We start from the raw sequence: 22519 nt of genomic DNA on the forward strand, positions 1-22519 counted from the left end.
GAAGGGAGTAAGGCGTGGCAAGGAAAGGTAAGACCATAATGCAGGCTCAGGCAATTCGCGCTTTGGCGCCCATGGCGTGGGTGACGAGTAGCTTGCGGATGGAGGCAAAGGATGAGCATGCCGTGCTGAAGGTCGAACAGGTACCTCAGATCATAGAGGCTGCTTCTCGGAGCGATTTCTGGGCCCCTCTCGGTGATATGGCTCCGGTGATGGCTGACTTCATTCGTGCCTGGTTGATGGATGGCGATATCCGCCAGTATCAGGAGAGCTTCGACGGCAAGGAAGTGCCGATCATGGCGGTTTACGAACGAGCCTGCCGCGATCATCAGGCCGGACACCGGCGGAATGCGGCCTTCGGTTTCGTGATTTCCTATTGCTATGGCAGGATGACGGCTCCGAGCAATCCGCATCTGCCGGCCTTGTTCGGCCTGGCGTCGATTGCAGCCGGGGCCGATGCGCGCGATCTTTCCGACAGGATTTGCCACTGGCTGATCGAGCAGGAGCTCGCGCATCCCAGGGTCTATCTGCTGCTGGGGCTCAATGCGCTCGAACGCGATCAGGTCGCCGAGGCCCGCCGTCATCTGATGCAGGTGGCTCAGCGCGGCCGCCATAATCCCAAGTATCGCGAAGACCAGCATACGGCCCAGCGCATCCTCATCGGGATACAGTTCGGCATCATGCCAAATGAATCGCAGGAGGGCTGAACGGACTGGTGCGATGAATGGCCGGATGGTCAGCGCGATGTGCCCCCGGAAGAGGTTTTCGTCATTTATCGCTGCCAGATCCGGCCGCTTGCCCAGACCCGCAAGCAACGCCCGTCGATCCGATGGGCGGCGACCAACTTACTCGGAAGACGACCGTGTTTGACAATCGAACCGCAAGCAAATCTGATGCGCAGCCTGCGGCATTGCTCTGCCGGAGTGCAGTGGGAGTCCAGAGGTGAGGGACGTAAGAGACGCCCTTGAGGCGCTGAAGGACATTGTTGGCGCTCCGACGCTTGAATTCGACGGTGTTGGCCGTGCGGAACTCATCATCGAGGACCAGATCTCCCTCTATATCTTTCGCATCTCCGATCACGAACTCGAACTGACGGCCTATACGACCGCTACGGATCGTTATGTGTCCGTTGAACAGCTCCAGGCTCTCTTGCGTTTGAACTCCATCGACAAGGGCCTGCGCGCGGCACGCTTTGCGCTCGATGCCCGCGGTGTGCCGTTTCTCTGTCAGCGGGTCGATGTTCAACTCGTCGACCGCGAAGCGTTGGACCGGTTGGTGCTCGATTTCGTGAAAACAGTCATGACTTTCCGTGATGTCGATCTCACGATCGCCAAAGATCCCGGCAGTCCGGTGCGTGCAGATGACTTGTCGAAGGATGGCGAGGGCGGTCCACTGATCCGGGTATAGAGCCTGGCATTCGATCCAAAACGGGTTCAGTCGGGAAGCTTTTCGTTATCCATGTCGAGAACGCCGTGGGGCAGTGGCCCCTGGTAGAGCCGATCCCTGTTTCGCGCGACCCAGGCCAGGATCTCTGCAACCATCTCAAAGGCCTCGTCGGGGATATATTCGCCGGGTTCGCTATCGGCAAACAGGTTGCGGGCAAGCGGAACGTTGCGGAAGATCGGTACGCCCTCCTCTTCCGCCGCTGCGCGGATTGCCACCGCATTGAGATTGCGGCCCTTTGCCACCACCATCGGCAGCGGCATTTCCCCTTCCTCATAGCGGAGCGCGACGGCCAGATGGGTCGGGTTGATGACGACGGCAGTGGATTTGCGCGCCTGTCCTACCTGATCGCTCATGAGCAATTCATGGGCCAATTGCTTTCGCTGGCCCTTCACCACCGGGTCGCCTTCGCTTTCCTTGTATTCGCGCTTCACCTCGTCTTTCGACATCATGAGACCCTTGGTGAAGGTGTGTTTCTGATAGGCAAAATCGGCGATGGCGACGACCGTAAAGGCGAGCGCGCTATAGGCGAAAACCAGGAGCAAGGAATGGACAGTCACCTGCATCAGGCAATCCATGCCGCAATAGACCGCCGTGATATAGGGGCCGATCATCTTGCGAATGACGAAATAGAGAAGAACAGAAAGGAAAACGATTTTCAGGATCGATTTCAGGGTCTCGATCAGTTGCTTGACTGAAAAGATCCGCTTGAAACCGGCGCCGGGCGAAATCTTTTCGAGCTTGGGCATAAGGTTCTCGAGCGAGAAGACGCTGCCGAACTGAATATAGTTCGCGGCAATCCCCACGAAGATCGTCACACCCAGGATCGGAAACAGGATGTCCGTTCCGATTTTGTAGACGATGGCGACCGCGGAATTCATGGTGGTCTTGCTGTGGCCATCCATATTGGCGGCCAGCTGCGCCACCGTATCCATCATCCCCACCAGCTGCTGATAGTAGATGGATCCGATCATCCAGATGAGCGCGATGACGCCGAAGAGCGAAATCGTCGTGGCGAGTTCCTGCGAGCGCGCGACCTGGCCCTTCTTGCGGGCGTCACGCAGTTTTTTCGGTGTCGGATTCTCTGTTTTTTCCCCACCTTCGCTCATGGCGCCCTGTCTCCCGCGGGTGGCACGGTTGGAACAGTGGGCCAGGTGATGGTCCGCGCCGCTTCATCTCCCGCGTTCATGATGGCGTAGAGCTTGCGTATGTAGGGCTCGAACGAGGAGGAATTCCTGTAGGCGACCTCGAACATGGTCACGCAATAGAAGATCAGGATCATCAGCGCGAGCGCGCTCTTGATCGGCATGGCCAGAATGAAGACCTGCAATTGCGGTGCAAAACGGCTGACGATTGCCAGGCTGAATTCGGCCAGAAACATGATGGCGATGACGGGCGCGGCAAGCACGAACATCAGCCGCATGCCGCTGTCCATGATCTGAAGTGCCAGAGCCGGCAACTCGGGCGACAGAAGCGGCAATCCCCGCATCACCGGCCAGGCCGAGAAGGAGCTGTAAAGCAGCTTGACCACCAGAAGAAAGCCGCCCATGGAAAAGAAATAGGTGACGAAGGCCTGGCTGAACAGATTGCCGAGCGGCGAGGCTTCATGGCCCTGCAGCGGATCGATGGAGGACGCGATCGCCGCGCCGCGCTGGTTGTCGATGAAATCACCGGCGGTCTGGACCGCCCAGAACAGCCAGGCGACACCATATCCCATGAGGAAGCCAAGCGCATATTCCTTGGCGAACAGCATCACATAGGTCCAGAGCGACGGTTCGATGATCTGCGCATAGGCGATGTTGACCGGCACGATAGGGACGACGATGGTGAGGATCGCGGCATTTCGTGCCATCCGCGGTACGGCACTGGGAGCCAGGACCTGTGACGCCGAGAAGAAGGCGTGAGGCCTCGCCAAGCTGAGCAGCAGGGCCAGCAGATAAGGCTTGTATTCGTTGATGACCGAAAGGATCAGCTCTCCCAAGGCGGGGTCACCTCACCAGCTTCGGGAAGTCGTTGAAAATGCCCTCGGTGTAATGAAGCAGTTCCGAACCCAAGATGCCCGACATGGCTGCAATCGTCAGCGCGACCGCCAGCAGCTTGATGGCGAAGGGCAACGTCTGTTCCTGGATCTGTGTCAGCGCCTGCAAAAGAGAAATAATGATGCCGACGACCGAAGCGACAATGATCGGCGGCATGGAGAGCACCATGACCAGGGTCATCGATTGCGTGACATAATACAGCGCTTCATCCGCTCTCATGGCCTGATCCCGCTATGGTGTTATCTGGTAGGAGGTCACGAGGCCAAGGATCAGGCGTGACCAGCCATCGACCATGACGAACAGAAACAATTTGAAAGGCAGGGAGATCGTCAAAGGCGACACCATCATCATGCCCATGGCGAGCAGGATGTTCGAGACGATCAGGTCGATGACGATGAAGGGCAGATAGAGCAGGAAGCCGATTTCGAAGGCTTCCCTCAGTTCGCTGACTGTGAAGGCCGGAAGCACCACGGCAAGCGAGTCCTCGGTCAGTGTGGCACGGACCGCCGGCGGCCAGAGCTGGCTTGCCGCCTCCAGGAAAAAGGTTTTTTCCTTGAGGTCCGCATGGCTTTTGAGAAAAGTGACCAGCGGCCCCTTGGCGGCATTGAAGGTGGCCGAAATATTTTCCACGGTGTCGAAACGGTAGTTGCCCGCCGAGATGATGTTTGCCGTCTCATAGAAGACCGGCGTCATGATGTAGCCGGAAAGGATGATGGCCAGCGCGTTCAGTGCCGAATTCGGCGGAATTTGCTGCACGCCCAGTGCATTGCGCAACAGAAGGAAAACCACCGACAGTTTGATGTAGGAGGTTGCCACGGTCGCGATGAAGGGAAGCAGGGCCGCGACCGCCAGGATGAGAATTAGATTAAGCGGATCGATCATGGGTGCTTCCACGGTTGTGCAGCAGTGAACGGACAGTCGTTTATAGGTCGGCGCGCGCGCCGCGGGTGTGTCGTTTGATCTTCCCGCTCAGCTCTTTGCAGGCGCCATGCCGACCGTCGAAAGCCGGACGGCAAAGCGATCGTCGATGGTGATCAGATTGCCGGAAGCGAGCTTCCTGCCGCCGACGCGCAATGTGATGGGCAGACCGTTTGCAAGCGGCCCGAGGCCGATATCGACGAGCGCACCGGGAACCCAGGATCCAAGTTGGGAAAGCGGCAGATCGAGACTGGCCAGCTCGACATGAACGCGGACGGGAAGTTGATCGGCGGAGCCGATCTCAGCCAGATCCGTTTCTTCCCTGCCCATCTGCGGATCCTCGTCGGCCATTCCTGTCTCCCTGATCATCCATTGCCCTTCATGGTTAGCCGCCAGTAGCCGCCGGCCAGCCACCAAGATCGTTATCGGTGCCCGATCCCGCTCTTCTGTCAGCAGCAGGACATCTCCTGTTTCGAGATCGGCGACATCGCGAGCCGCCAACACGACCGCTCCCAGTTCGATCCTTGCCGGTAGGTTGATCGAGGATGCGATTTCCGGCACGGCGCTGAGTGCCGAGAGGCTGCCAACATCGGCGAGAAGCGCCAGGGCGGCGGGCGTTCCCTTCAACCGAAATCCGACAGGTTCGGCAAAGAGCCCGCCGATCCTGACCCTGACTTCAATGCTGCCTGTTTCGGCCGGCGCGATCACAGGCGCCACCTGCCGTCCCTTCAGTCCTGCCTGCTGCAGTCGTTCGGCGATTATATCGAGGGCGCTCTTTTCCAGAACGGAAGCGATTGCCTCGGGCATCTGGCCGAGCGATTCCATGGTCAGCTCGGCGCCATGCGTTTCCCGGAAGGAGAATTCCTCGAGCGCCAGCAATGCGTGATGTTCGCCATGGGCGTCGTTCCAAGCAACCTGCTGACGGAACAGGCGATCGTCACCCGCCGCAACCTGCTCATAAATCAGCTGCATCGCACCGGCATGGACGAGTTTGCCTTGCGTTCGGATCAGCGCATTCCATAGGTCCAGCTGCTCTCTGCCCAACATCATCCTGGGCAGGGCAGCGGCAATCGCTCCGGCTGCGGTGTCGTCTGCCACCTCATCGGCTGTCGTGGCGGCATCCGCCGCAATATGCAAAGAGGCGTGTTCGTTCATTTTTTGCCAAGTATGGCGGCGATTTCATCGCCGCTGCCTCTTTCTGAATGTTTGTTCTCTCTGGCGTTCGTATCGATGCGGCCCGCGATCTCGATGACTTTCCTCGGAAAGCGCATGGACAGGCTGGACGCGAGCGAGGCGGCAAGGGAATTCAGGGTTTCCGGATCAAGCGCCCCTTCGACCGTGCGCATTGTCACCGTGATCACATTGCCCTGGCTGTGGACCGAGATGCCGTTGAGCGCGATGCCCTTGTCCTGCACCTGGATATCGAAGCGCACGCCATCCTTGCCAGCACCTTCGAGATTGGTCCTGAGGTTGGCGTTGATCTGATCGCCGACGATCTTGGCGACGTGCCGGACCCGGTTTGCGAGTTCCTGCGACAGCGCCTTCGGCTCCACATTCACCTTGACCGTCAGCAGCACCCCGTCGCCTTCCGGATTCATGAAGGAGAGCTGCATGGGCAGTTCCATCGTGGACGGCTTGACGGCCTTGTCATGCTCATTGTCTTTTCGCGGCATGATACGGGCGAGCAGATGGAACTCGTCGTCCGGCCCATGCCGGTCGGGCTTCGGCTGCTTGCCATGGCTGAGCTGGGCTTTGAGCGAGGCGGCGAACCTGTTCTCGCGGTCACGCATCTGGTGGCCCTGGTTGGCGGAATCGCGGAAACTTTGTTGCGAATTCAGGCCCGTTTCGAGCTGCTTTCCGGTCTCACCCTCCTGATAGCCTCCGAGATCGTGACCGGATTTCTGCCGGAAGGGATTGAGCTGGTTTGGGCGCGTGGGATCAAAGATGCTCATTGGGTAGCCTCCTTCCTGCCGCTCATCATGCGCGGGCGGGAAAACAGATCTTCGACTTCGACTTCCTCGGCGGCCGTCGCGGCTGCCAGCATTTCGACTTTCAGATCGCGGATCAGGTCGTCATACTTTTCGCGATCGATCTGTGCGGCCTTGTAGGCGGCGAGTGCTGCCCTGGTGCGTTCGCGAAGGCTCAGCAAGGTGTGTTCGGCGCGCGCTTTGCGGTCGGCAATCTTCTGGTGCTCTTCCTCAAGAAGAGTGGCGCGGTACTTCACGTCGTCGATGTCGTCGAGCGCAACCGGCGTGCCGATGATTTCCTGAAACAGGGCATGGATACGATCGGGAAGCGTTCGGGCGCTTTCGGCCAGCTGTTCTGTCAGGCGTTCCACCTTGCGTTCGCCTTCCAGCTCCTCCCGCCTGGCCTTCTGCAGGGCCTCCAGCGCCTTCTGCTCCCGCAGCGACTTGACCCTGGCCAGTGTCCTGTACTGGACGAGCGCGTTCATGAGGCCACCTTCTTCAGCATGGCGACAGTCTCATCGAATGGCGTCAGCTCGGTCGTCTTCTGGCGCAGGAAGGACCGGATCTGCTCGACCTTTCGAATGGCGCGGTCGGCGCGGGGATCAGACCCCTCCTTGTATTCGCCGATCTTCACCAAGAGCTCGACCTCGTTATAGACGGCCATCAGCTCGTTGACGGCGCCGGCGGCTTCGAGATGATCAGGTGCCGTGACCTTGGTCATGACGCGGCTCTTGGAGGCGAGCACGTCAATCGCCGGATAGTGGTTCTGCTGCGCTAACTTGGCCGAGAGAATGATGTGCCCGTCGAGGATCGAACGGGTTTCATCGGCCACGGGTTCGTTCATGTCGTCGCCTTCGACGAGCACGGTGTAGAGAGCGGTGATCGAACCCTTCTCGTTCATGCCGACGCGTTCCATAAGCTTGGGCAGGTTGGCAAATACCGATGGCGGAAAGCCGCGACGGGTCGGTGGCTCGCCGGCGGCCAGGCCGATTTCGCGCAGCGCGCGCGCAAATCGCGTGACGGAATCCATCAGAAACAGAACCTTGCGGCCCTTGTCGCGGTGGAACTCCGCAATCGATGTCGCCAGAAAGGCTGCCTTGGCGCGCTCCATCGAGGATTTGTCGGAGGTTGCGCAGACGATCACGGATTTTGCCAGACCTTCCGGGCCAAGATCGTGCTCGATGAATTCGCGCACTTCGCGGCCGCGTTCACCAATCAGCGCCAGCACCGTTACATCTACGTCGGCGCCCTTGACCAGCATCGACAGGAGGGTGGATTTGCCGCCGCCGGCGGCGGCGAAAATGCCCATGCGTTGGCCTTCGCCGCAGGTCAGGAGTCCATCGAGCGCTCGTACGCCGAGCGAAAGATGCTCGGTGATGACTCGCCGCTTCATCGGGTCCGGCGGCAGCTGGTAGATCGGGTAATAGGTCTCGGGCTCGAAAGGTCGGTTGACGCCGTCGATAAAGTTGCCCAGCCCGTCAATGACGCGACCCAGCAGGCCATCGCCGACCGCCACCGACTGGACGCGGCCCGTGGGCACGACTTCCGTATGCGGCGCAATGCCCTGGGTTTCGCCGATCGGCGACAGCAGTGCCTCGTCGCCCAGAAAGCCCACCACTTCGGCCATCAACCTGTGGCCGGTGGCGGGCGTACGCAATTCCACGAGTTCGCCCACCTGAACGCCCGGCGCCGACGCATGGATGATGGTGCCAACGACCTTCTTGACCAGCCCGAGCAACGGGAAAGCATTGTAATCGCCTGCGCGCGATTTCAACGCGGCGACCTGATCGAACGGGAACGAGCATATCGACTGTTCCCGGCGGGTGATTTCCTCACTCTGGTCATGGGCGCGCGCTCTGAGGTTCATGGCTCTACCCCGAACTGAGGCACAGCTGCCGGCTCCGGTCGCGTGCGGCCGCTCATGCCACCATGCAGCGCGGCTTCGAGCGCCATCACCGCTTCATCGACAGAGCAACTGACACGACCGAGCGCCGACACGAGGACCACATTGGGTGCATTGAGGCTTGCATCCTCCACCACATCGACCAGCTCGATCTCCGGAAAATCGGCCAGAATCGTCTCCAGACGCGTCTGGATTTCAGCCGCGATCGTTGCCGGTGCATAGAGCTGGCACCGTTTCTCGCGGCGCATGCGGCCAAGGGCGGAACGTGTCATGGAGACGGCGACATCCACCGGATTGAGATGTTGGACGATCGCGCGCGTGCAGCGCAGAACGAGCTCTGTGATCTCGCCGCGTGACCGTTCCAGCGCATCGTCGAACAATGTCTGCTCGCGGATCAAGCGCTCGAAGGATTCGACTTCGGCGGCCTTCAAGCCTTCCTCATAACCGCGGCGGCGCTCCGCTTCGCGCAACCGTTCGGCTTCGGCCACGATTTCCGCAGCCTTCTGCCGGGCGGCGATGATGATATCGGTGGCATTTTCCACATCGGCCATCTCCGCACGCTTGATGATGCGCGTGCCTGCGCCAATCTGAAGCCCGACCTCCTTCAGGCGATAGTAGTCGACCATGTCGGTACCTTTCGCTCCAGAAGATCTCGGATATCCCGATCCTGCTGCGGGGACAGCGTTTGTGGCCCGTAGCTGGCCGGTACTGTGCCCAGTCGTGCCTGCAATATCCTGCTGACTGTTTCACTAAGCGCGTTCACATGGCCAAGCAGGACGGCGTAGGCGTGCTGAAGTGCGGGCGGCCTTGCGGTGATGGCCTTGCTTGTGGACGGCCTGTGCCATGGTCCATCGGATGTCGGCGGTTCGGCGGGCGTTGTGGCCAGCCCGGTCGTGACAGCGGCAAGGCCAGACAAGGATGGCCAGAAGACATCGGCCTGCCGCTGGGCGGTCAGAAGACCGTCGACGCCCAGCATGTCAAGCATCGCTTCCCGGTCTGATTTCCGCACCGCGCCATTGACCGCCTTGCAATAGATGCAGGCCGCCAGATGGCGCAGCGCCACCATGATTTCGGCGATCGGCGCGCAGGCAATACGGACGGCATGCGCCATATCGGGAACGGTTCGGAGGTCGACCATGAAACTGTCGTCGATTTTGATGTCGGCGAGTTTGAGATCGATCGCCAACGCCTTCTGGAAAAGGGCGCTTCGGCTGCCACGATAAAGGCCGGAGACGGTGTCAGGAGGCATGGTTGCAAGGCCAGTCATTTCCTGCGGCCAATGCTCGGCAGGTCGTGCCATGACTTCCGCCAGGCGGGCAATCAACCGGATCGACTGCGGAACCTCGGTCAACGTGCGGCCTCCGCTTCCCTGCCGGTTGCACCCGCCGGTCCCCTCTTGCGCAAGAGTAGCCAGGCAAGGACGGCGATGCCGGCGATCAGGCCGACAAGGACGAGGCCGACGACCGATATCCAGATCCACACACCCGAGGCGGAAGCCGCCGCAATCGTCACTCCCGGCAGGATCTGCTCGAGTTTCGGCTCGTCACGGCCCGCTGCAGCGGGTGGCGTGTCCATGGCCTCGACAAGAACAACGGTGACATTGTCGAAAGTGACGCCTTCGATCGAGTTCGAGACCAGCCGCCTGATCTGCGGAACGAGAAAGTCGAGATCGACATTCGGACGCTGCTTGATGAAAACGGCCGCCGAAGATGGCTTTATCTCCTGGCCCAGTTCCGCTTTTTCCGGCATCACGATATGCACACGAGCGGTGAGCACCCCATCGATCTGCTGGATCGTTGCGGCAACATCCTCGCCAAGCGCGTAGATATAGCGGACGCGTTCCTCAAACGGTGAGGAAACGATGCCGGACTTGGCAAAGACCTGGCCCATATTCTCCCGGGTGGCGCGGGGGAGACCGGCATTGCGCAGCACATCGAGCGCGCGCAGAACCTCTTCGTCGCTGACGACAAGATTGAATGTACCTTCGGCGCCTGGCTGCTTTTCGGCATTGATATTGTTGGCCAGGAGCACGCTCAGCATTTCGTTGGCGTCCGTCTCGGACAGCTTGGAATAAAGCTCCGTTGAACAGCCGGCCAGAAGCAGCAGGCTGGAAACAATGACCAGCCTGACAAGCAGCCTGATGCTGCCGGCAAATGCATAATACGCAGTACGAAAAGCTTCCATCACGAGTATTTCAGTCCTTTACCGGAGGGGCGTTCTTCAGCGGACGGCCCCAATGCGTGTCGCAATCCTGCTTCCGCCCATTGTTTTCCACCTGCTCCGAATGCTGACCCGCCGCACCTTCCGCGCAGGCGGCCGGTGACTTCGCCCCCGTCACTGACCCTTCATGAGCGTGTCGAACGATTGGGTTGCCTTGCCTGTCAACTTGGAGGTCACATCCACAAGCATGCTGTATTTCACCACCTCCAGCTGGGCGGCGATCAGGCCGGATGCTGAATCGGTGTAGCCAATGCCCGCAAGTTTGGCCTGCTCGACGTCGAAGATCTCGCGGAGCTTCGAAAAGCCATTGAGGATCGTGTCGCCGGTCGTACTGGCCGGTGCGGCGTTGTTGTTGAGGTCGAGCGTATTGATCGTGTTCTGGCGGGCATCCTGGCTCTCGGGCGCGGGGGCGGTTTCCGTCGCCGTCGGCTGCCGGCTGTTGGCATCCCGGAAAATCTGCTCGAAAGCTTCCACCCGCTCGTCGCTGGGCAGCTGGGCATCTGTGGCGGTTACCGGTTGCTGTGTGGCAAGCTGGGCAACTTCAATTGACGAAACCATTTGCTGTTTCCTGTTTACTGGCTTGCTCAAGACGGATCCGGTTCGTTCCGTACCGGATCTGATACATTTTCGGGGGTCATGCGCTCATGCCGCTCCCCTCCGTCAGCATCTGGCCCGCCAGTTGGCGGACAGCCGGATTATCTGCGGTGAGGAGGTTTTCGAGAATATCTTGCGCTTCGTCGCGCTCGCCGATCTGGCCATAGGCCATCGCCAGGAAGAGGTTCGCGCTTTCGGTTGGCGGTGCCTGCCGCAGCCGCGCGATCGCGCGCCGGGTCTCGCCTTTGGCCAGCAGCGTCAGACCTTCGCCGAGCGGGCCGATTTCCTGGTCGGGTCGGGCAAGGCTCAGGGCCTTGAACACCGTTTCGGCCTGCTGGAAGGCGCCACGCGACAGGCCCAGCATGCCAAGCGATGCCAGCAGTCTGGCTGCATCTGTCGACAGGATCTCTACCACGCTCGCCTGTTCCCCGAATTGTCACTTCAAGTGCCGGCCTTCTTGGCCCTTCTTCTCCTTCCTGCTTATCAGGTGCCCGCGGCCATCGACGGTGTCATCGGATACACGCCTCCCGCTACGAAAGCGGGCAGAAAGACGGCAGGTGGGTACGTGAAGCACGAGAGAGTCAAAGCGCGCTCAGGATTTGGAGCATGGTATGGGGCAGGACCGTTCGGTTTAAGGAGCGGAGCCGATGATGGATCGAGCATCCGCCCCGGATCTATGTCGAACCCTGTCGTGGATTTGGGCTCGCGCCACATCCGAAACCTGATTGAATCCTGACCCTAGGTTCGCCTGCTGTGTTGACAAAGCTACTGATCACCATTTCCAAGCGCAACGACGTCATCCTGGCGTTCCTGCTGGTCTGCGTCGTCTTCATGATGATCCTGCCGCTGCCGCCGTTCCTGGTCGATGTGCTGATCGCCACCAATCTGACCATTTCTGCGATCCTCTTGATGGTGGCGATCTATCTCAAGGATGTCGTCGCATTCTCGGCTTTTCCGTCGCTCCTGCTCCTGACGACCCTGTTCCGCCTGGCTTTGTCGATCTCGACGACCCGCCTCATTCTTCTGCATGCCCATGCCGGCGATATCGTCGACACGTTCGGCAAGTTCGTGGTGGGCGGCAATCTGGTCGTCGGCGGCGTCATCTTTCTCATTCTCACCATCGTGAACTTCATGGTCATCACGAAGGGCTCCGAGCGCGTGGCCGAAGTGGCCGCCCGTTTCTCGCTCGATGCGATGCCCGGCAAGCAGATGTCGATCGATTCCGATATGCGGGCCGGTATGATCGACCTGGATCAGGCGCGGAGCCGCCGCGGCAAGCTGGAGAAGGAATCGCAGCTTTACGGCGCCATGGACGGCGCGATGAAGTTCGTCAAGGGCGATGCCATCGCCAGCATCATCATCATCTTCGTCAACATCATCGGCGGCATCCTGATCGGCACCATGCAGCGCGGCATGGGCATTGGCGATGCGCTGACCCGGTATGCGATCCTGACCATCGGTGATGGCCTGGTGGCGCAGATTCCGGCCTTGCTGATTTCCATTACCGCCGGTTTCATCGTTACCCGTGTTTCTTCGGATGAAAGCGAAAATCTCGGTTCCGATATCGGCGATCAATTGGTAACCGAGCCTAAGGCGCTGCTGGTTTCGGCCGGTATCATGCTTGGCTTTGCGATGATTCCGGGCTTTCCGACGCTGGTGTTCCTGACGCTGGCGGCCGTTCTGGGTTTTGGCGGCTATTATATCGGCCGTCAGCGCAAGAGTGCTGGAGCGGCGACAGACAATAACCGCATGCCGGCGCTGGCGGCAGCTGTTGCCCCTGCGGGCCAGTCGCCGCGGTTTCCCGACGAGGAAGACGATACGCGCCCGGTCGAACCCGTAACCTTTGCCCTCACCGTGCCGCTGATGGTGGATATTGCAGCCTCTGTGCGCAATGCCATCAAGCCCGACCGGTTGGATCGAGAGGTGGCGCGCGTACGCCGCGCCCTCTATTTCGATCTCGGCGTGCCCTTTCCCGGCATCCATTTGCGCCTGAACGAGAATCTCCCGGACGGCCATTATCGCATCATGGTCAACGAAGTCCCGGTCGCGGCCGGCACAGCGCGTGCGGATTATGTGATCGTTCGCGAAAGCGAAGCCAATCTGAAAATGTTCGACATTCCCTTTGAGAAGGGTGAGGACTTTCTGCCGAATACGCCTAGCCTCTGGGTTCAGAGCAAGCATATCGCCGTCATCGATCAGGCCGGCATCCAGAAGATGACGCTGCCGAACATGCTGACCTACCATCTTGCCCATGTGCTCAAGGACAATGCGCCGCATTTCCTCGGTGTCCAGGAAACCATGTTCCTGATGAACCAGATGGAAAAGAACTTTTCCCAGCTGGTGCGCGAGGCAACCCGTGTCCTGCCGACCATCACTATCACTGATGTACTCAAGCGGCTGGTGGGAGAGGGCATTTCGATCCGCGACATGCGCACAATTCTGGAAGCGCTGGTCGATTGGGGACAGCGCGAGAAAGACCCGATCCTGCTGACCGAACATGTGCGTGGCGCTCTGTCGCGCTATATTACGCACAAATTCTCGGCAGGGCAGAATGTCATTCCGGCCTACCTGCTTTCCAAGGAAGTGGAGGATGAAGTTCGCGGCGCTGTGCGCCAGACATCCGGCGCTTCCTATCTGGCCCTGTCGCCCGATTTCCATCGCCGGTTCACGGAAAGCCTGCGCGGCAGTATCGGCGACATGAAGCGCCACGCGCTGCCGCCTGTGCTCCTGGCGCCGATGGATATCCGCCGCTTCATGCGCAAGATCGTCGAAAGGGAATTCCCCGAACTCGCCATCCTGTCATTCCAGGAACTGGCGCCGGATGTGAATGTGCAGCCTCTCGATCGCATAAGGGTAAACTGACATCGAGGGTGTGGGCTCGGCTCCTGGCGAGTGACGCCCTCTCATGATGACTTGAGGAACTGCATTGCAGCGGGGGAGTGCCGTGCCGGAAAACATTGTGCAAGCCTTGGCCTATCGGGCATCGGCCTATGCGCTGGTTGCTGCGTTGGGCGAGGCTCTGACCCTGTTTCTTTTCCCGATCGCGCTACAGGGTCTTTCCGGTACCGTGCTGATCGCCACCATCATCAGCGGGCCGATGCTTTCGGGTCTTTGTCTTCGCTGGCCCGGGCTTATCGGTTATGCCGCTGCAACCGTCCTGATTGCCTCGCTTGCTGTTGGAGGATTGGCGCTCGGCACAATCGACTTTGCCCCACCGGAGGAGGCGAACCAGCAAAGTCTGCTGATCGCGGCCTTTGCCAGCCTTTCCTTCTGGCCCGTGATCGTGACGGGCCTTTTGGCTGGTGGGGCGCTCGATGCCCTGGCCACCGCTTCGGAAATGCGGCAGATCATGCGGAGGCAAAGGCCCGCATCCCCCGCCGCAAAGACCGTGCTTGAACAATTTGTCCGATCGAGCGGAGCGCTCGTCAACTATGCGATCGCTCTGACGCTCACGATCCTTTCAATCACTTACTACGGGGCGGGCGCGGTGGGCGCCGGAAGCGGGCTGGCCTGGTTGGTCGCTACACCCATTCATCTGGCCATCCTGGTGCTGTTTGCCGCCATCTGTTGCGTGCTTTTCAGCATCTGGCTGGATGCGCCGCGACAGATCCGGTCTGTGAGTGATGCGGTTTATCCGGCTCAGCTGATCGCCATGCGCAGCCAGATCCAGCGCCGGTTCCTCAAGACCCTGATCGCCTTGTTGCCGGTGATGGGTTTTCTCGGCACAGTCTGGGGCATCAAGATCGCGCTTTCGCATATTCCGCGGGAACTGTTCTTTCAGGATCAGGCAGGGGACATGTCGAAAGCGATTTCCGATATGACGAAGAGCCTCAAGGGTATTGCCACGGCCTTTGAGACGACATTGCTTGGACTTCTCGGCTCGATTGCGGCGACGCTGGCGCTCGCCCAGATCGAAAGGGCCGAAGCCTTTCTGGAAGCAAATGATACGGTGGATCCGGATAGGGCGGATAAGGCATGACGAAACGGCCGGTGGCGGACGATGAGGCCGAAACCGACACGCTCGCCGATGAGGCCGGCACCCGTGCCATGGTCGATCTGATGCTGGGGACGACCGCTTTGCTTCTGGTCGTCCTGTTGGCCGTTGGAGCGCAGGCGATGCGCCAGCAAGCGCTCCCGGATAGTGATGCCCCTCCGTCGACCGCCCGGCTTGATGCACTTCTTGCGGCAGCAGATGGGCCCGTCCTCTTCGCCGAGGCTCGAGGGATCCGTCTTGCCGGCAGCGACCATCTTGTCACGGTCAGCGAGATTGCGGCCAATAGCCGACTGCCATCCCTAGCCCTGACCGGGATACCAACTTTGGTGATTGCGCCGGACGGTATCGATGCAGCCTTTCACCTGACGGCGCGGTTGGCGGCGCTCGGGGTTCCCTCAGTGCGGCGCGTACGGCTGGAGAGGGATTGTGCAGATATCGAGACGATCGAGATTGCACCAACCGGATGGCGGATATCATGCCGACGCCGGTAACGAAGCGGGCTCCGCAGTACCCTGACACAGCGTCTTCCGCGACAGACACGGCATTTCTGACCGTGATGCTGGATGTGACCGCCAACCTGCTCTGCACCGCCATCATCCTTCTCGTGCTCAGCCTGGTCATCGACCGGCGCAGCGCGGAACCTGTACGCGAGGATGTATCCGTCGTCACTGCGCCGATCCTGGCGCCTTCCGGCCTGGTTGACGCCTTTCGTGCAAGGACGGGAACGATGGCCGAGAGCGTTACCATTGATGTCGATGAGACTGGCGTGACGGTCAAGCGCGCCCATTCCCCACCGGCCACTTCGGTGCGGCTCAGCCATCGCGATGTGACGGTGGGAAAACTCGCGCGTCTGCTGGCCGAAAGCGGCAAGGCAACCGTCCTGCTCTTTATCTTCGATCAGTCCGGCTATGCCGCTGTCCGAACCGCGATCGACAAGGCGGGGTTGCCCAGCCGGGAGATAGATGTTCCCCTGGCGCTGCGAAGTGCTGACGATGCGGAGAGCTGGTCGCGAGGATTTCAATCACTGTTCGGGCGCGATCTGGATCGGCAGACGTTCCAGCAACGCCTTCAGCAAATTCTTGTCGGGCAGGGCGATGTCGGGGACGTGACAACAGCGAATGGTCTCCGTTCGAGCCCAAGTGGCATTCAAGCAGCGCTCGACAGGCTTCTTCAAACGGTCGGGTTCTGGTGGCGCCTGATGCTGGTCGGTGCGGCGCTGGTTTTCATGATCCGGTTTCGTCGCAGATCCTTGGGCTTTCGACAGAAGCCTATTGAGTGACGGATGTCACTGCCAGCCGGTAAGCCTTGTGAAATGATGCCCAAAATCCAACGCTATGAGCAGATTTCAGGAGGCTTGTCATGATCGAGCGCGAGTTGCCGCCAATGGCGCCCTACCAGTCCGGCGAGATCCAGAATCTCGGCAAACGCCAGCCGCCGGAAAACAATCCCGTCACGCAGGATATTCAGGTCGGCGTCGTGAACCGGCAGGGTCAGGTTCAACAGCAGACGGAAGATTTCGAAAACTATCTCAACGGCAATCAGGTGACGACCGTCCTCGCCAACAATACGCCTCCGTCCAACACGTTCGATCCGGCTGCGGAAATCGCCAGGAATTCAGCTTTGCAGGGATATGGTGCCCTTGGGCAAAACCAGGCTGTGTGAACCGGGAATATTGGCCGGACCTTTTGCGGCTCTCTGATCTCTCGGCCTTGGCCTGTTGCGGCACAAGATCGCAAGCCCGTTCCCGATCCGGAGACTTGAGGCGCATTTCCTACGGTTAACGATTTTCATCGTCAGACGCGGTCTCGGTCGGATCAAAGCGGTTCAGCATGGTGATGATGAAAGACATGTCGCCATCCCCTGTCGAACGTCTGTTCCATCAGCATCGAGTCCACAAGGAACGAGGTTCCCACCGCCTTCGAGCAGAAAGCAGGCTGGCCTCATGTCGATGCGGGTCCCGTTCTTTTCCTGCACCATGAAGGGACGAGAGGCGGTTGCAGGGTCGTGAGACGTGTCTCAAGACGGGACAAGCGCTGGCGCGCATTATCCCAGCGTCTCAATTGCTTATCCCAGAATCCCATTTGACGATCGAGGTCTTGACCGTTGCCCGGAGGTTTTGAAGAAGTTCCTGAAATGACGGAGGGTTGGGCGTTGTCGTCATGGCGGAAGGCAAGCGCGAGATTGACCTCGATGGCACGAAGAGCGTCGATCGGCGTGCGCGGCAGACCCTCGATAACGGCACAAAAGCGGGGGCTCCAGGCCTTGGAGCACGGCCGGAGGAATGAAATGGCAACCATCATGGGTGGCGGACACGGCATCGACAGAATAGTACCCGACAGAGGAAAGCCGGGCCCTTTGATTGTCCGGATGGGTGACGCCGCTGTCGACCTGAGATGTCTATCTTTGGCGCCTCTTGCCGCGAAAGGCATGCGCCGTTTCTATTCCAACGGGGACCGGGTGCTGATGGAGGCGATCGGCAGACTATGAGTCACAGCCCGTTCGACAATGTCAGCGAAGAAGCCAAGGCTATCCTGTTTTCTCATTCGCGTCGCAAACAGTTGGCCGCCAACACGATCGTCTATTTTCAGGATGATCCCGCGCACACTCTTTTCATTATCGACCGTGGCCATGTGCGCCTGTCCCACATCATGGAAGACGGGTCGGTGGCGCTTTATGCCATCATTCCGCAGGGGGCCTCCTTCGGGGAAGTGGGCGCTTTCGACCGGCTCGGCTATTGCGATACAGCCTCGACGATCGATGCCGTGGAACTGACCGCGATCTCGTTACAATGGATGGACAAGGAAGGCGCTCCCTATAATGAATTGCGGACCGTCATCGCGCGGATGATTTCCAAGCGCTACCGGTCCCACATGGAGTTTGCCCGCGCCCTCTATCTGCCAACGCTGACAGCCAGGCTCGCTCTTTCCATCATCCGGCTGCTCGACAGTCTCGGCAACGAAATCCGTTACCAGAACAAGATGGCACCCGTGCTTGGACCGGTGGTGACACAGCGCGATCTCGGGGCGATGGCACGCGGCACGCGCGAGAATGTGAACAAGATCCTCAGGGCCTGGATCGCCGATGGTCTGGTTGTGGTCGAAGATCGCCATATCATCGTGACGAACCGGACCAAGCTCGAGGCCATCGCCTTCAATTTGTGAGAACCAAATGAGCCAAACGACACACCCAGGGGATAAAGAAACCGTTAATCCCAATATCGAACTGCAAGAGTTTCTGGGATTTTCCGATCTTGAAGCGGAGCTTCTGGGTGCCAACGGTGTGGAGAAGGCGCAAGCCGTTATGGAGCGTCTTATCGAGCTGGACAAGCATCTCGCCGGCCTCGAGAGCAAAGGTCTTCCCAAAGACGCTTTTGAAGTCGTGATTGCATTGAAAAAGGCCGTGCTAGCCGCCGGAAGCATTCTGGCGACACGGCGTGTGGGCTGATCTCCAGACAGGAACAAAGGAATTCAAAAATGGCTGTAACCCCGGCAGATGCTAAGACCACAGCTACCGCGATGAACGCGACGCTGACCTCGATTAGCGTTGACTCAACGTCCTTCCGCCGCCAGCAGGGTTTCGACCTTGCCTATTTTCAGTCGCAGCTTCAGACACAGGGTCAGAAGCTCGAAGACCAGCTTCGCGCGATCCAGCAGAATGAAAACCTGTCTGACACCGAGCGTATGTTCGAAATGCAGATGCTCATGAATACCTGGTCGACGATCACCAACCTTCGCACCAACATGATGAAGTCGATCTCGGATACGCTGAAGTCGATCATCCGCAACGTCGCCTGATTTCTCAGGTTTCGTGTAGCAATCAGAGAACCGATCAGTCGGCTTGGCTGGCTGGTCGGTTCTTGCATTTCCGGTGTTCGGCTGTGCACCGAAGGCGGCACGGGCCAGCGGACGATAGTGACCGACGTCCTCTCGCTGCAGATCTGGTGATGTCAAACGACATGCCTGTTGTGTATCGCCCAACACCAAAGCGCTTCCCGTGCTCTTGCTAGTCTCCGGTTACTGAAAAACCGGTTCTATGGCCAGGGGAGCAAGACAGATGGACAATGAAACAATCGCGGCGATCATCGCAGAATCCGGGCCTCAGGATGAGGGGATTCTGAGTGTCGTTGCCCTTGAAGACAGCGAAGGGCAATGGCTCATCCGTTTCGAAAACTATGACGTGATCGTTGACAATATCCCTGAACTTGGAAAGCTGTTTTTCTCGATCCTGATCGATGGGCCGACCGCCGATAAAGAGGCGGACGCCTTCCGCGCGATGCTGGCGCAGAACGGGCTCTGGCGGGAGACCGGCGGTGTCCGGATCGCGCTTGCCGGCAACAACGGCGCCATTGAAATCTCCATCGACATTCCGGCGGCGCTCGCGACTTCTGCCATTGTCGCCAGAACTGCGGCCGGTCTCGGAAATGTTGCGGCCAGTTGGTCGCTGATCCTGCGGGGGGCGGTTGTGGCCGATGAGCCGGATGCCGTCAACAACCATGCAATGATTCGGGTGTGAGGAACGAAGATGCGTGTAGATGGAAATACGACTCTCGGGCAAGCCGCCCAATTCCTGTCATCCAAGGGTGATCAGAAAATCGTCGCCAAACATGTTGATGGCGGCATAGAACTCTATACAAAGCCGCAGTCGAACAAGCTCGATAAAATCAGGCTGAAATTCCACGACGGCAAGCTGATGAGCCGCGCCACCTACAAAAAGCAGCTGGCGAACGAGACAATCATGACGCTCGTTGGCAGATATAACCAGTCTGTTCATCAACGGCTGGACCCAGTTCGTCAGCGAGCCGGACTTGAGCAAAGTTCAATTCAGAAACTGACCGACATTTTCAAGCATATCGACGTGAACATCTTCGATTATGGCGCGGTGCGCGCAAATAGACTCGCCGATACGTTCGGCGTCATGGAGCGCATGACGGGACGTATTGCAAGTTTGCTTGACCGATACGAGGTTCCGGAGAAAATTCCTACACCCATGCCGCATACGGCCAACACGGTGGTCGCCGGCGAAGTCTCGCTTCCCATTCCGCCGGCAAACAAGCTTGGCACTTTTCCTAACATGAATATTGACGGCCTGAATTACACGCCCACGCAGGTTATGGGTGCTGGCGGTGCCGGCGTCGTGGTGCGTTACGATGCACCGGGTGGCGAGCCTCTTGCTGTGAAACTGCCGGTTTTTTCGCCGAACACGCCTGACCCGGAAGACCAGAGACAGATTGCTCTTGAGGAGTACCATGTTGCCAACAGACTGACTGCAAACAACCCGAATGCGCTCGGCTTCAGCAAAGTGGTTCCCCTTGCAAACGGAGGCCTGGCGCTAGCCGGCAAGCTTGCCACCCACGGCGACCTGGAAAAGATGAGCTCCAAGCTCAAAGATGTCACCGTCGATACCGGAAATACCGGAATTCCGCCGTTGCCGGGCAAGATCACCAAACAGGAGCGCGAGCTTGTTGCGCTGACGTTGATCAAGGATGCCGCTGCCGGCCTCGACAAGATCAAACGTCAGGGAGACTATATCCACGCTGATGTGAAGTCGCAGAATATGATGATTGACAGCAATGGTCGCGCTGTCGTGATCGACTTTGGTGAAAGCCTGCAGGGCAAAAAGCTGAATCCGAACGTCAAGTCAATTGTCGCCAACCCGCTTTACCGTGCGCCGGAACTCAAGCGGTTCGACCATGAAAGCAAGGCTGTAAAGGAGCAGGCTCCGATCTCCCTGAAGCAGGAGCTACAGCTTGAGCTCGATGACTACCTGTCGAAACAAGGCGTGTCACCTGAAGGTATTCAAGAGATCGGTCAGAGTTGGTACAATATGGGCAACGTGCTTGTGGACGAACTTCATTCGGTTCTGAATGTTACGGAAACAAATCGTGCCGGGTTGTTCGGAACGTCAAAAATTGATGTCTGGGGCCTCGGCACGGCCGCCTTCGAATTGCTCGTCGGCGAGCGTGTTACTGAAGATAAGATCGAGGGTGATGCGCAGCAGTTTATCGCAGAGCGGAAAATCGCGGACTGGGGAAAGACCGGCTTCGACGCGATCGGTCATGCGGGTGGCCTCTCCAGCAAGAGCACGGGCGACAATCGTCTCGATAGCTTTATCAACGGCATGCTCCGCGCTGATCCGGAAGGCCGCAGCTCTGCCTTCGAGGTTGAAACCAGTCCTGTTATGAATCGTCCCGGTGTCGGGTCGCCTGAGGTGCGTGAGTTGATCAAGGCAATCGCCTCGGGTGATGAAGGCGATATTGCTCGCGCCCGATCGAACCTGACCCGATTGCTCGGGACGGTCTGAAGCGTCACGGTTCAGGCGGGTCAAACGAACGGCAATAGCCGAGCACTTGTTGTGCCGCTATCCTTTCATAGCTCCCTTGATCGGGCCCCACCCGAGACTGCGCGCCGCAAGCGCGCAGTTCTGTTCCTACACCGACTGGCGCTCCACCAGCCGGCATTCGACTTTCAACTGGTCGTGGGAACTGGTGAGCCCGCCCGCCAGATCGCTGATCAATTCGACGGCCATGGCGCCCATCTCGAACATCGGCAGGTGGAAAGTCGTCAGTGGTGGCATGGTAAACTGCGCGATGTCACGATTGTCGAAGCCGATGACGGAAACGTCCTTCGGCACCGACTTGCCGAATTCCTTCAACGCTTCGATACAGCCCAGCGCCATCAGGTCGTTGGCGCAAAAGATGCCGTCGGGAGGGTTCTTGAGCTTCATTAACGCTTGGGTCTTCTCATAGCCGGATGATGGCTCCCAGTTGCCATAGTGGACGAGGTCGGGATCATAGGCGAGATCGTTGCTGGCGAGTGCCTGTTTGTAGCCGCGGAGCCGGTCGCGCGGATTGTCCAGCCCTTCCTGGCCATTGATCAGGGCGATGCGCTTGCGCCCGGCGGCGATCAGCCTTTCTGTCGCGGCCCTGCCACCCGCGATATCACCCGGCAGGATCGACGCCAGCCGGCGTTCCTGATCGTAGCAATTGACCAGCACCGACGGCACTTTCAGGAGCGGTTCGGGAGGGTCGATCTTGCGCGTGAGGATCGTGCCGAACACATATCCGACCAGGATCTGGCCATCACAGACCGAGAAGATGCCGCCATCGGGGTCCTCTCCTTTGCGGAAAACGCCCAGCGTGACGATGATACCAAGCTCAAGCGCTTTTTCGCGGGCGCCTTCGAAAGCCATGGACATCCAGGGATCGGTCGTCAGCTCGTCGACAACGAAGACGATGACCTTGTTCGTGTGGGTGCTGCCTGAGCTTGTCTGGGATGCCGACTTGTTGGAGAGGCGGTAACCCAGTTGCTCTGCCGCATCGAACACCCTTTTGCGGGTGGCTTCGCTGAAACGGGCGCCGGAACTGCCGTTGAGAATGAGGGAAACGGTCGCCTGCGAGACGCGCGCCAGCGCTGCCACATCCATCATCGTCGGTTTCAAGGCATGC

27 protein-coding genes are annotated in these 22519 nt (G+C 59.2%); 13 read left to right on the top strand and 14 right to left on the bottom strand.

What is annotated here, in order from left to right; genetic code table 11:
- The first annotated feature begins 98 nt into the window (after positions 1–98).
- Together Q4481_RS21120 and Q4481_RS21125 are read left to right on the top strand one after the other, a co-directional pair.
- A complete protein-coding gene (locus Q4481_RS21120; RefSeq protein ID WP_304378392.1) occupies positions 99–704 on the top strand; it encodes a hypothetical protein in 606 nt (201 codons plus the stop codon).
- A 235-nt stretch (positions 705–939) separates the two neighbouring features.
- A complete protein-coding gene (locus tag Q4481_RS21125; protein ID WP_304378393.1) occupies positions 940–1404 on the top strand; it encodes a type III secretion system chaperone in 465 nt (154 codons plus the stop codon).
- A 26-nt stretch (positions 1405–1430) separates the two neighbouring features.
- Here Q4481_RS21125 and sctU read toward each other — a convergent pair whose 3' ends face one another.
- The 13 genes from sctU to Q4481_RS21190 form a co-directional block, all read right to left on the bottom strand.
- Positions 1431–2549, bottom strand: a complete 1119-nt coding sequence (gene sctU, locus Q4481_RS21130; protein ID WP_304378394.1) for a type III secretion system export apparatus subunit SctU — start codon at positions 2547–2549, stop codon at positions 1431–1433.
- Positions 2546–3421 (bottom strand): type III secretion system export apparatus subunit SctT, encoded by an 876-nt coding sequence (gene sctT, locus Q4481_RS21135; RefSeq protein WP_304378395.1) that lies wholly within the window; start codon positions 3419–3421, stop codon positions 2546–2548. The genes sctU and sctT overlap by 4 nt, the downstream gene beginning before the upstream one ends.
- A gap of 7 nt (positions 3422–3428) precedes the next feature.
- Positions 3429–3698, bottom strand: coding sequence for a type III secretion system export apparatus subunit SctS (gene sctS / locus Q4481_RS21140; RefSeq protein ID WP_304378396.1), 270 nt, complete (start codon positions 3696–3698; stop codon positions 3429–3431).
- A gap of 12 nt (positions 3699–3710) precedes the next feature.
- Positions 3711–4361: a type III secretion system export apparatus subunit SctR gene (sctR, locus tag Q4481_RS21145; protein ID WP_304378397.1), complete on the bottom strand. Its 651-nt coding sequence runs from the start codon at positions 4359–4361 to the stop codon at positions 3711–3713.
- 87 nt (positions 4362–4448) lie between these two features.
- Positions 4449–5552 (bottom strand): FliM/FliN family flagellar motor switch protein, encoded by a 1104-nt coding sequence (locus tag Q4481_RS21150; protein WP_304378398.1) that lies wholly within the window; start codon positions 5550–5552, stop codon positions 4449–4451.
- Positions 5549–6349, bottom strand: a complete 801-nt coding sequence (locus tag Q4481_RS21155; protein WP_304378399.1) for a hypothetical protein — start codon at positions 6347–6349, stop codon at positions 5549–5551. Before Q4481_RS21155 ends, Q4481_RS21150 begins: the two co-directional genes overlap by 4 nt.
- Positions 6346–6849, bottom strand: a complete 504-nt coding sequence (sctO, locus tag Q4481_RS21160; RefSeq protein WP_304378400.1) for a type III secretion system stalk subunit SctO — start codon at positions 6847–6849, stop codon at positions 6346–6348. The genes Q4481_RS21155 and sctO overlap by 4 nt, the downstream gene beginning before the upstream one ends.
- On the bottom strand, positions 6846–8231 hold the full coding sequence (gene sctN, locus Q4481_RS21165) for a type III secretion system ATPase SctN (RefSeq protein ID WP_304378401.1): 1386 nt from the start codon (positions 8229–8231) through the stop codon (positions 6846–6848). The genes sctO and sctN overlap by 4 nt, the downstream gene beginning before the upstream one ends.
- A complete protein-coding gene (locus tag Q4481_RS21170; protein ID WP_304378402.1) occupies positions 8228–8893 on the bottom strand; it encodes a hypothetical protein in 666 nt (221 codons plus the stop codon). Before Q4481_RS21170 ends, sctN begins: the two co-directional genes overlap by 4 nt.
- Complete coding sequence (locus Q4481_RS21175; RefSeq protein ID WP_304378403.1) at positions 8872–9618, bottom strand: hypothetical protein; 747 nt, start codon at positions 9616–9618, stop codon at positions 8872–8874. Before Q4481_RS21175 ends, Q4481_RS21170 begins: the two co-directional genes overlap by 22 nt.
- Positions 9615–10451, bottom strand: coding sequence for a type III secretion system inner membrane ring lipoprotein SctJ (gene sctJ, locus Q4481_RS21180; RefSeq protein ID WP_304378404.1), 837 nt, complete (start codon positions 10449–10451; stop codon positions 9615–9617). The genes Q4481_RS21175 and sctJ overlap by 4 nt, the downstream gene beginning before the upstream one ends.
- Positions 10452–10601: 150 nt before the next feature.
- The gene (gene sctI, locus Q4481_RS21185; RefSeq protein ID WP_304378405.1) at positions 10602–11045 is read right to left on the bottom strand and encodes a type III secretion system inner rod subunit SctI; all 444 of its coding nucleotides are present in this window, start codon (positions 11043–11045) and stop codon (positions 10602–10604) included.
- A gap of 76 nt (positions 11046–11121) precedes the next feature.
- Complete coding sequence (locus tag Q4481_RS21190) at positions 11122–11496, bottom strand: hypothetical protein (RefSeq protein WP_304378406.1); 375 nt, start codon at positions 11494–11496, stop codon at positions 11122–11124.
- 338 nt (positions 11497–11834) lie between these two features.
- Between Q4481_RS21190 and sctV the strand changes: the two genes are divergently transcribed.
- From sctV to Q4481_RS21245, 11 genes are all read left to right on the top strand, one after another.
- Complete coding sequence (sctV, locus tag Q4481_RS21195) at positions 11835–13943, top strand: type III secretion system export apparatus subunit SctV (RefSeq protein ID WP_377353334.1); 2109 nt, start codon at positions 11835–11837, stop codon at positions 13941–13943.
- Positions 13944–14025: 82 nt separating this feature from the next.
- Entirely contained in the window at positions 14026–15060 is a 1035-nt protein-coding gene (locus Q4481_RS21200; protein ID WP_304378408.1) for a MotA/TolQ/ExbB proton channel family protein, read from the top strand.
- Entirely contained in the window at positions 15057–15566 is a 510-nt protein-coding gene (locus Q4481_RS21205; protein WP_304378409.1) for a hypothetical protein, read from the top strand. Before Q4481_RS21200 ends, Q4481_RS21205 begins: the two co-directional genes overlap by 4 nt.
- Positions 15551–16354 carry a hypothetical protein gene (locus Q4481_RS21210; RefSeq protein ID WP_304378410.1) on the top strand — a complete coding sequence of 268 codons (804 nt, stop codon included), beginning with the start codon at positions 15551–15553 and terminating at the stop codon, positions 16352–16354. The genes Q4481_RS21205 and Q4481_RS21210 overlap by 16 nt, the downstream gene beginning before the upstream one ends.
- Positions 16355–16434: 80 nt before the next feature.
- Positions 16435–16737 carry a hypothetical protein gene (locus Q4481_RS21215; RefSeq protein ID WP_304378411.1) on the top strand — a complete coding sequence of 101 codons (303 nt, stop codon included), beginning with the start codon at positions 16435–16437 and terminating at the stop codon, positions 16735–16737.
- Between the two features lie 624 nt (positions 16738–17361).
- Positions 17362–17562, top strand: coding sequence for a hypothetical protein (locus tag Q4481_RS21220; RefSeq protein WP_304378412.1), 201 nt, complete (start codon positions 17362–17364; stop codon positions 17560–17562).
- Positions 17559–18236 (top strand): Crp/Fnr family transcriptional regulator, encoded by a 678-nt coding sequence (locus tag Q4481_RS21225; RefSeq protein ID WP_304378413.1) that lies wholly within the window; start codon positions 17559–17561, stop codon positions 18234–18236. Before Q4481_RS21220 ends, Q4481_RS21225 begins: the two co-directional genes overlap by 4 nt.
- Positions 18237–18243: 7 nt before the next feature.
- Positions 18244–18519, top strand: a complete 276-nt coding sequence (locus tag Q4481_RS21230; protein ID WP_304378414.1) for a hypothetical protein — start codon at positions 18244–18246, stop codon at positions 18517–18519.
- Positions 18520–18548: 29 nt separating this feature from the next.
- A complete protein-coding gene (locus tag Q4481_RS21235; protein ID WP_304378415.1) occupies positions 18549–18869 on the top strand; it encodes an EscF/YscF/HrpA family type III secretion system needle major subunit in 321 nt (106 codons plus the stop codon).
- Between the two features lie 259 nt (positions 18870–19128).
- A complete protein-coding gene (locus tag Q4481_RS21240; protein WP_304378416.1) occupies positions 19129–19587 on the top strand; it encodes a type III secretion system chaperone in 459 nt (152 codons plus the stop codon).
- Between the two features lie 9 nt (positions 19588–19596).
- On the top strand, positions 19597–21375 hold the full coding sequence (locus tag Q4481_RS21245; protein ID WP_304378417.1) for a protein kinase domain-containing protein: 1779 nt from the start codon (positions 19597–19599) through the stop codon (positions 21373–21375).
- Between the two features lie 126 nt (positions 21376–21501).
- On the opposite strand, the gene Q4481_RS21250 is transcribed toward Q4481_RS21245, so the two are convergent.
- The gene (locus Q4481_RS21250; protein WP_304378418.1) at positions 21502–22512 is read right to left on the bottom strand and encodes a LacI family DNA-binding transcriptional regulator; all 1011 of its coding nucleotides are present in this window, start codon (positions 22510–22512) and stop codon (positions 21502–21504) included.
- Positions 22513–22519: the final 7 nt, after the last annotated feature.

Origin of the sequence: Fluviirhizobium alvei, from assembly GCF_030551875.1 — a bacterium.
Classification (GTDB): Bacteria; Pseudomonadota; Alphaproteobacteria; order Rhizobiales; family Rhizobiaceae; genus Rhizobium_E; species Rhizobium_E alvei.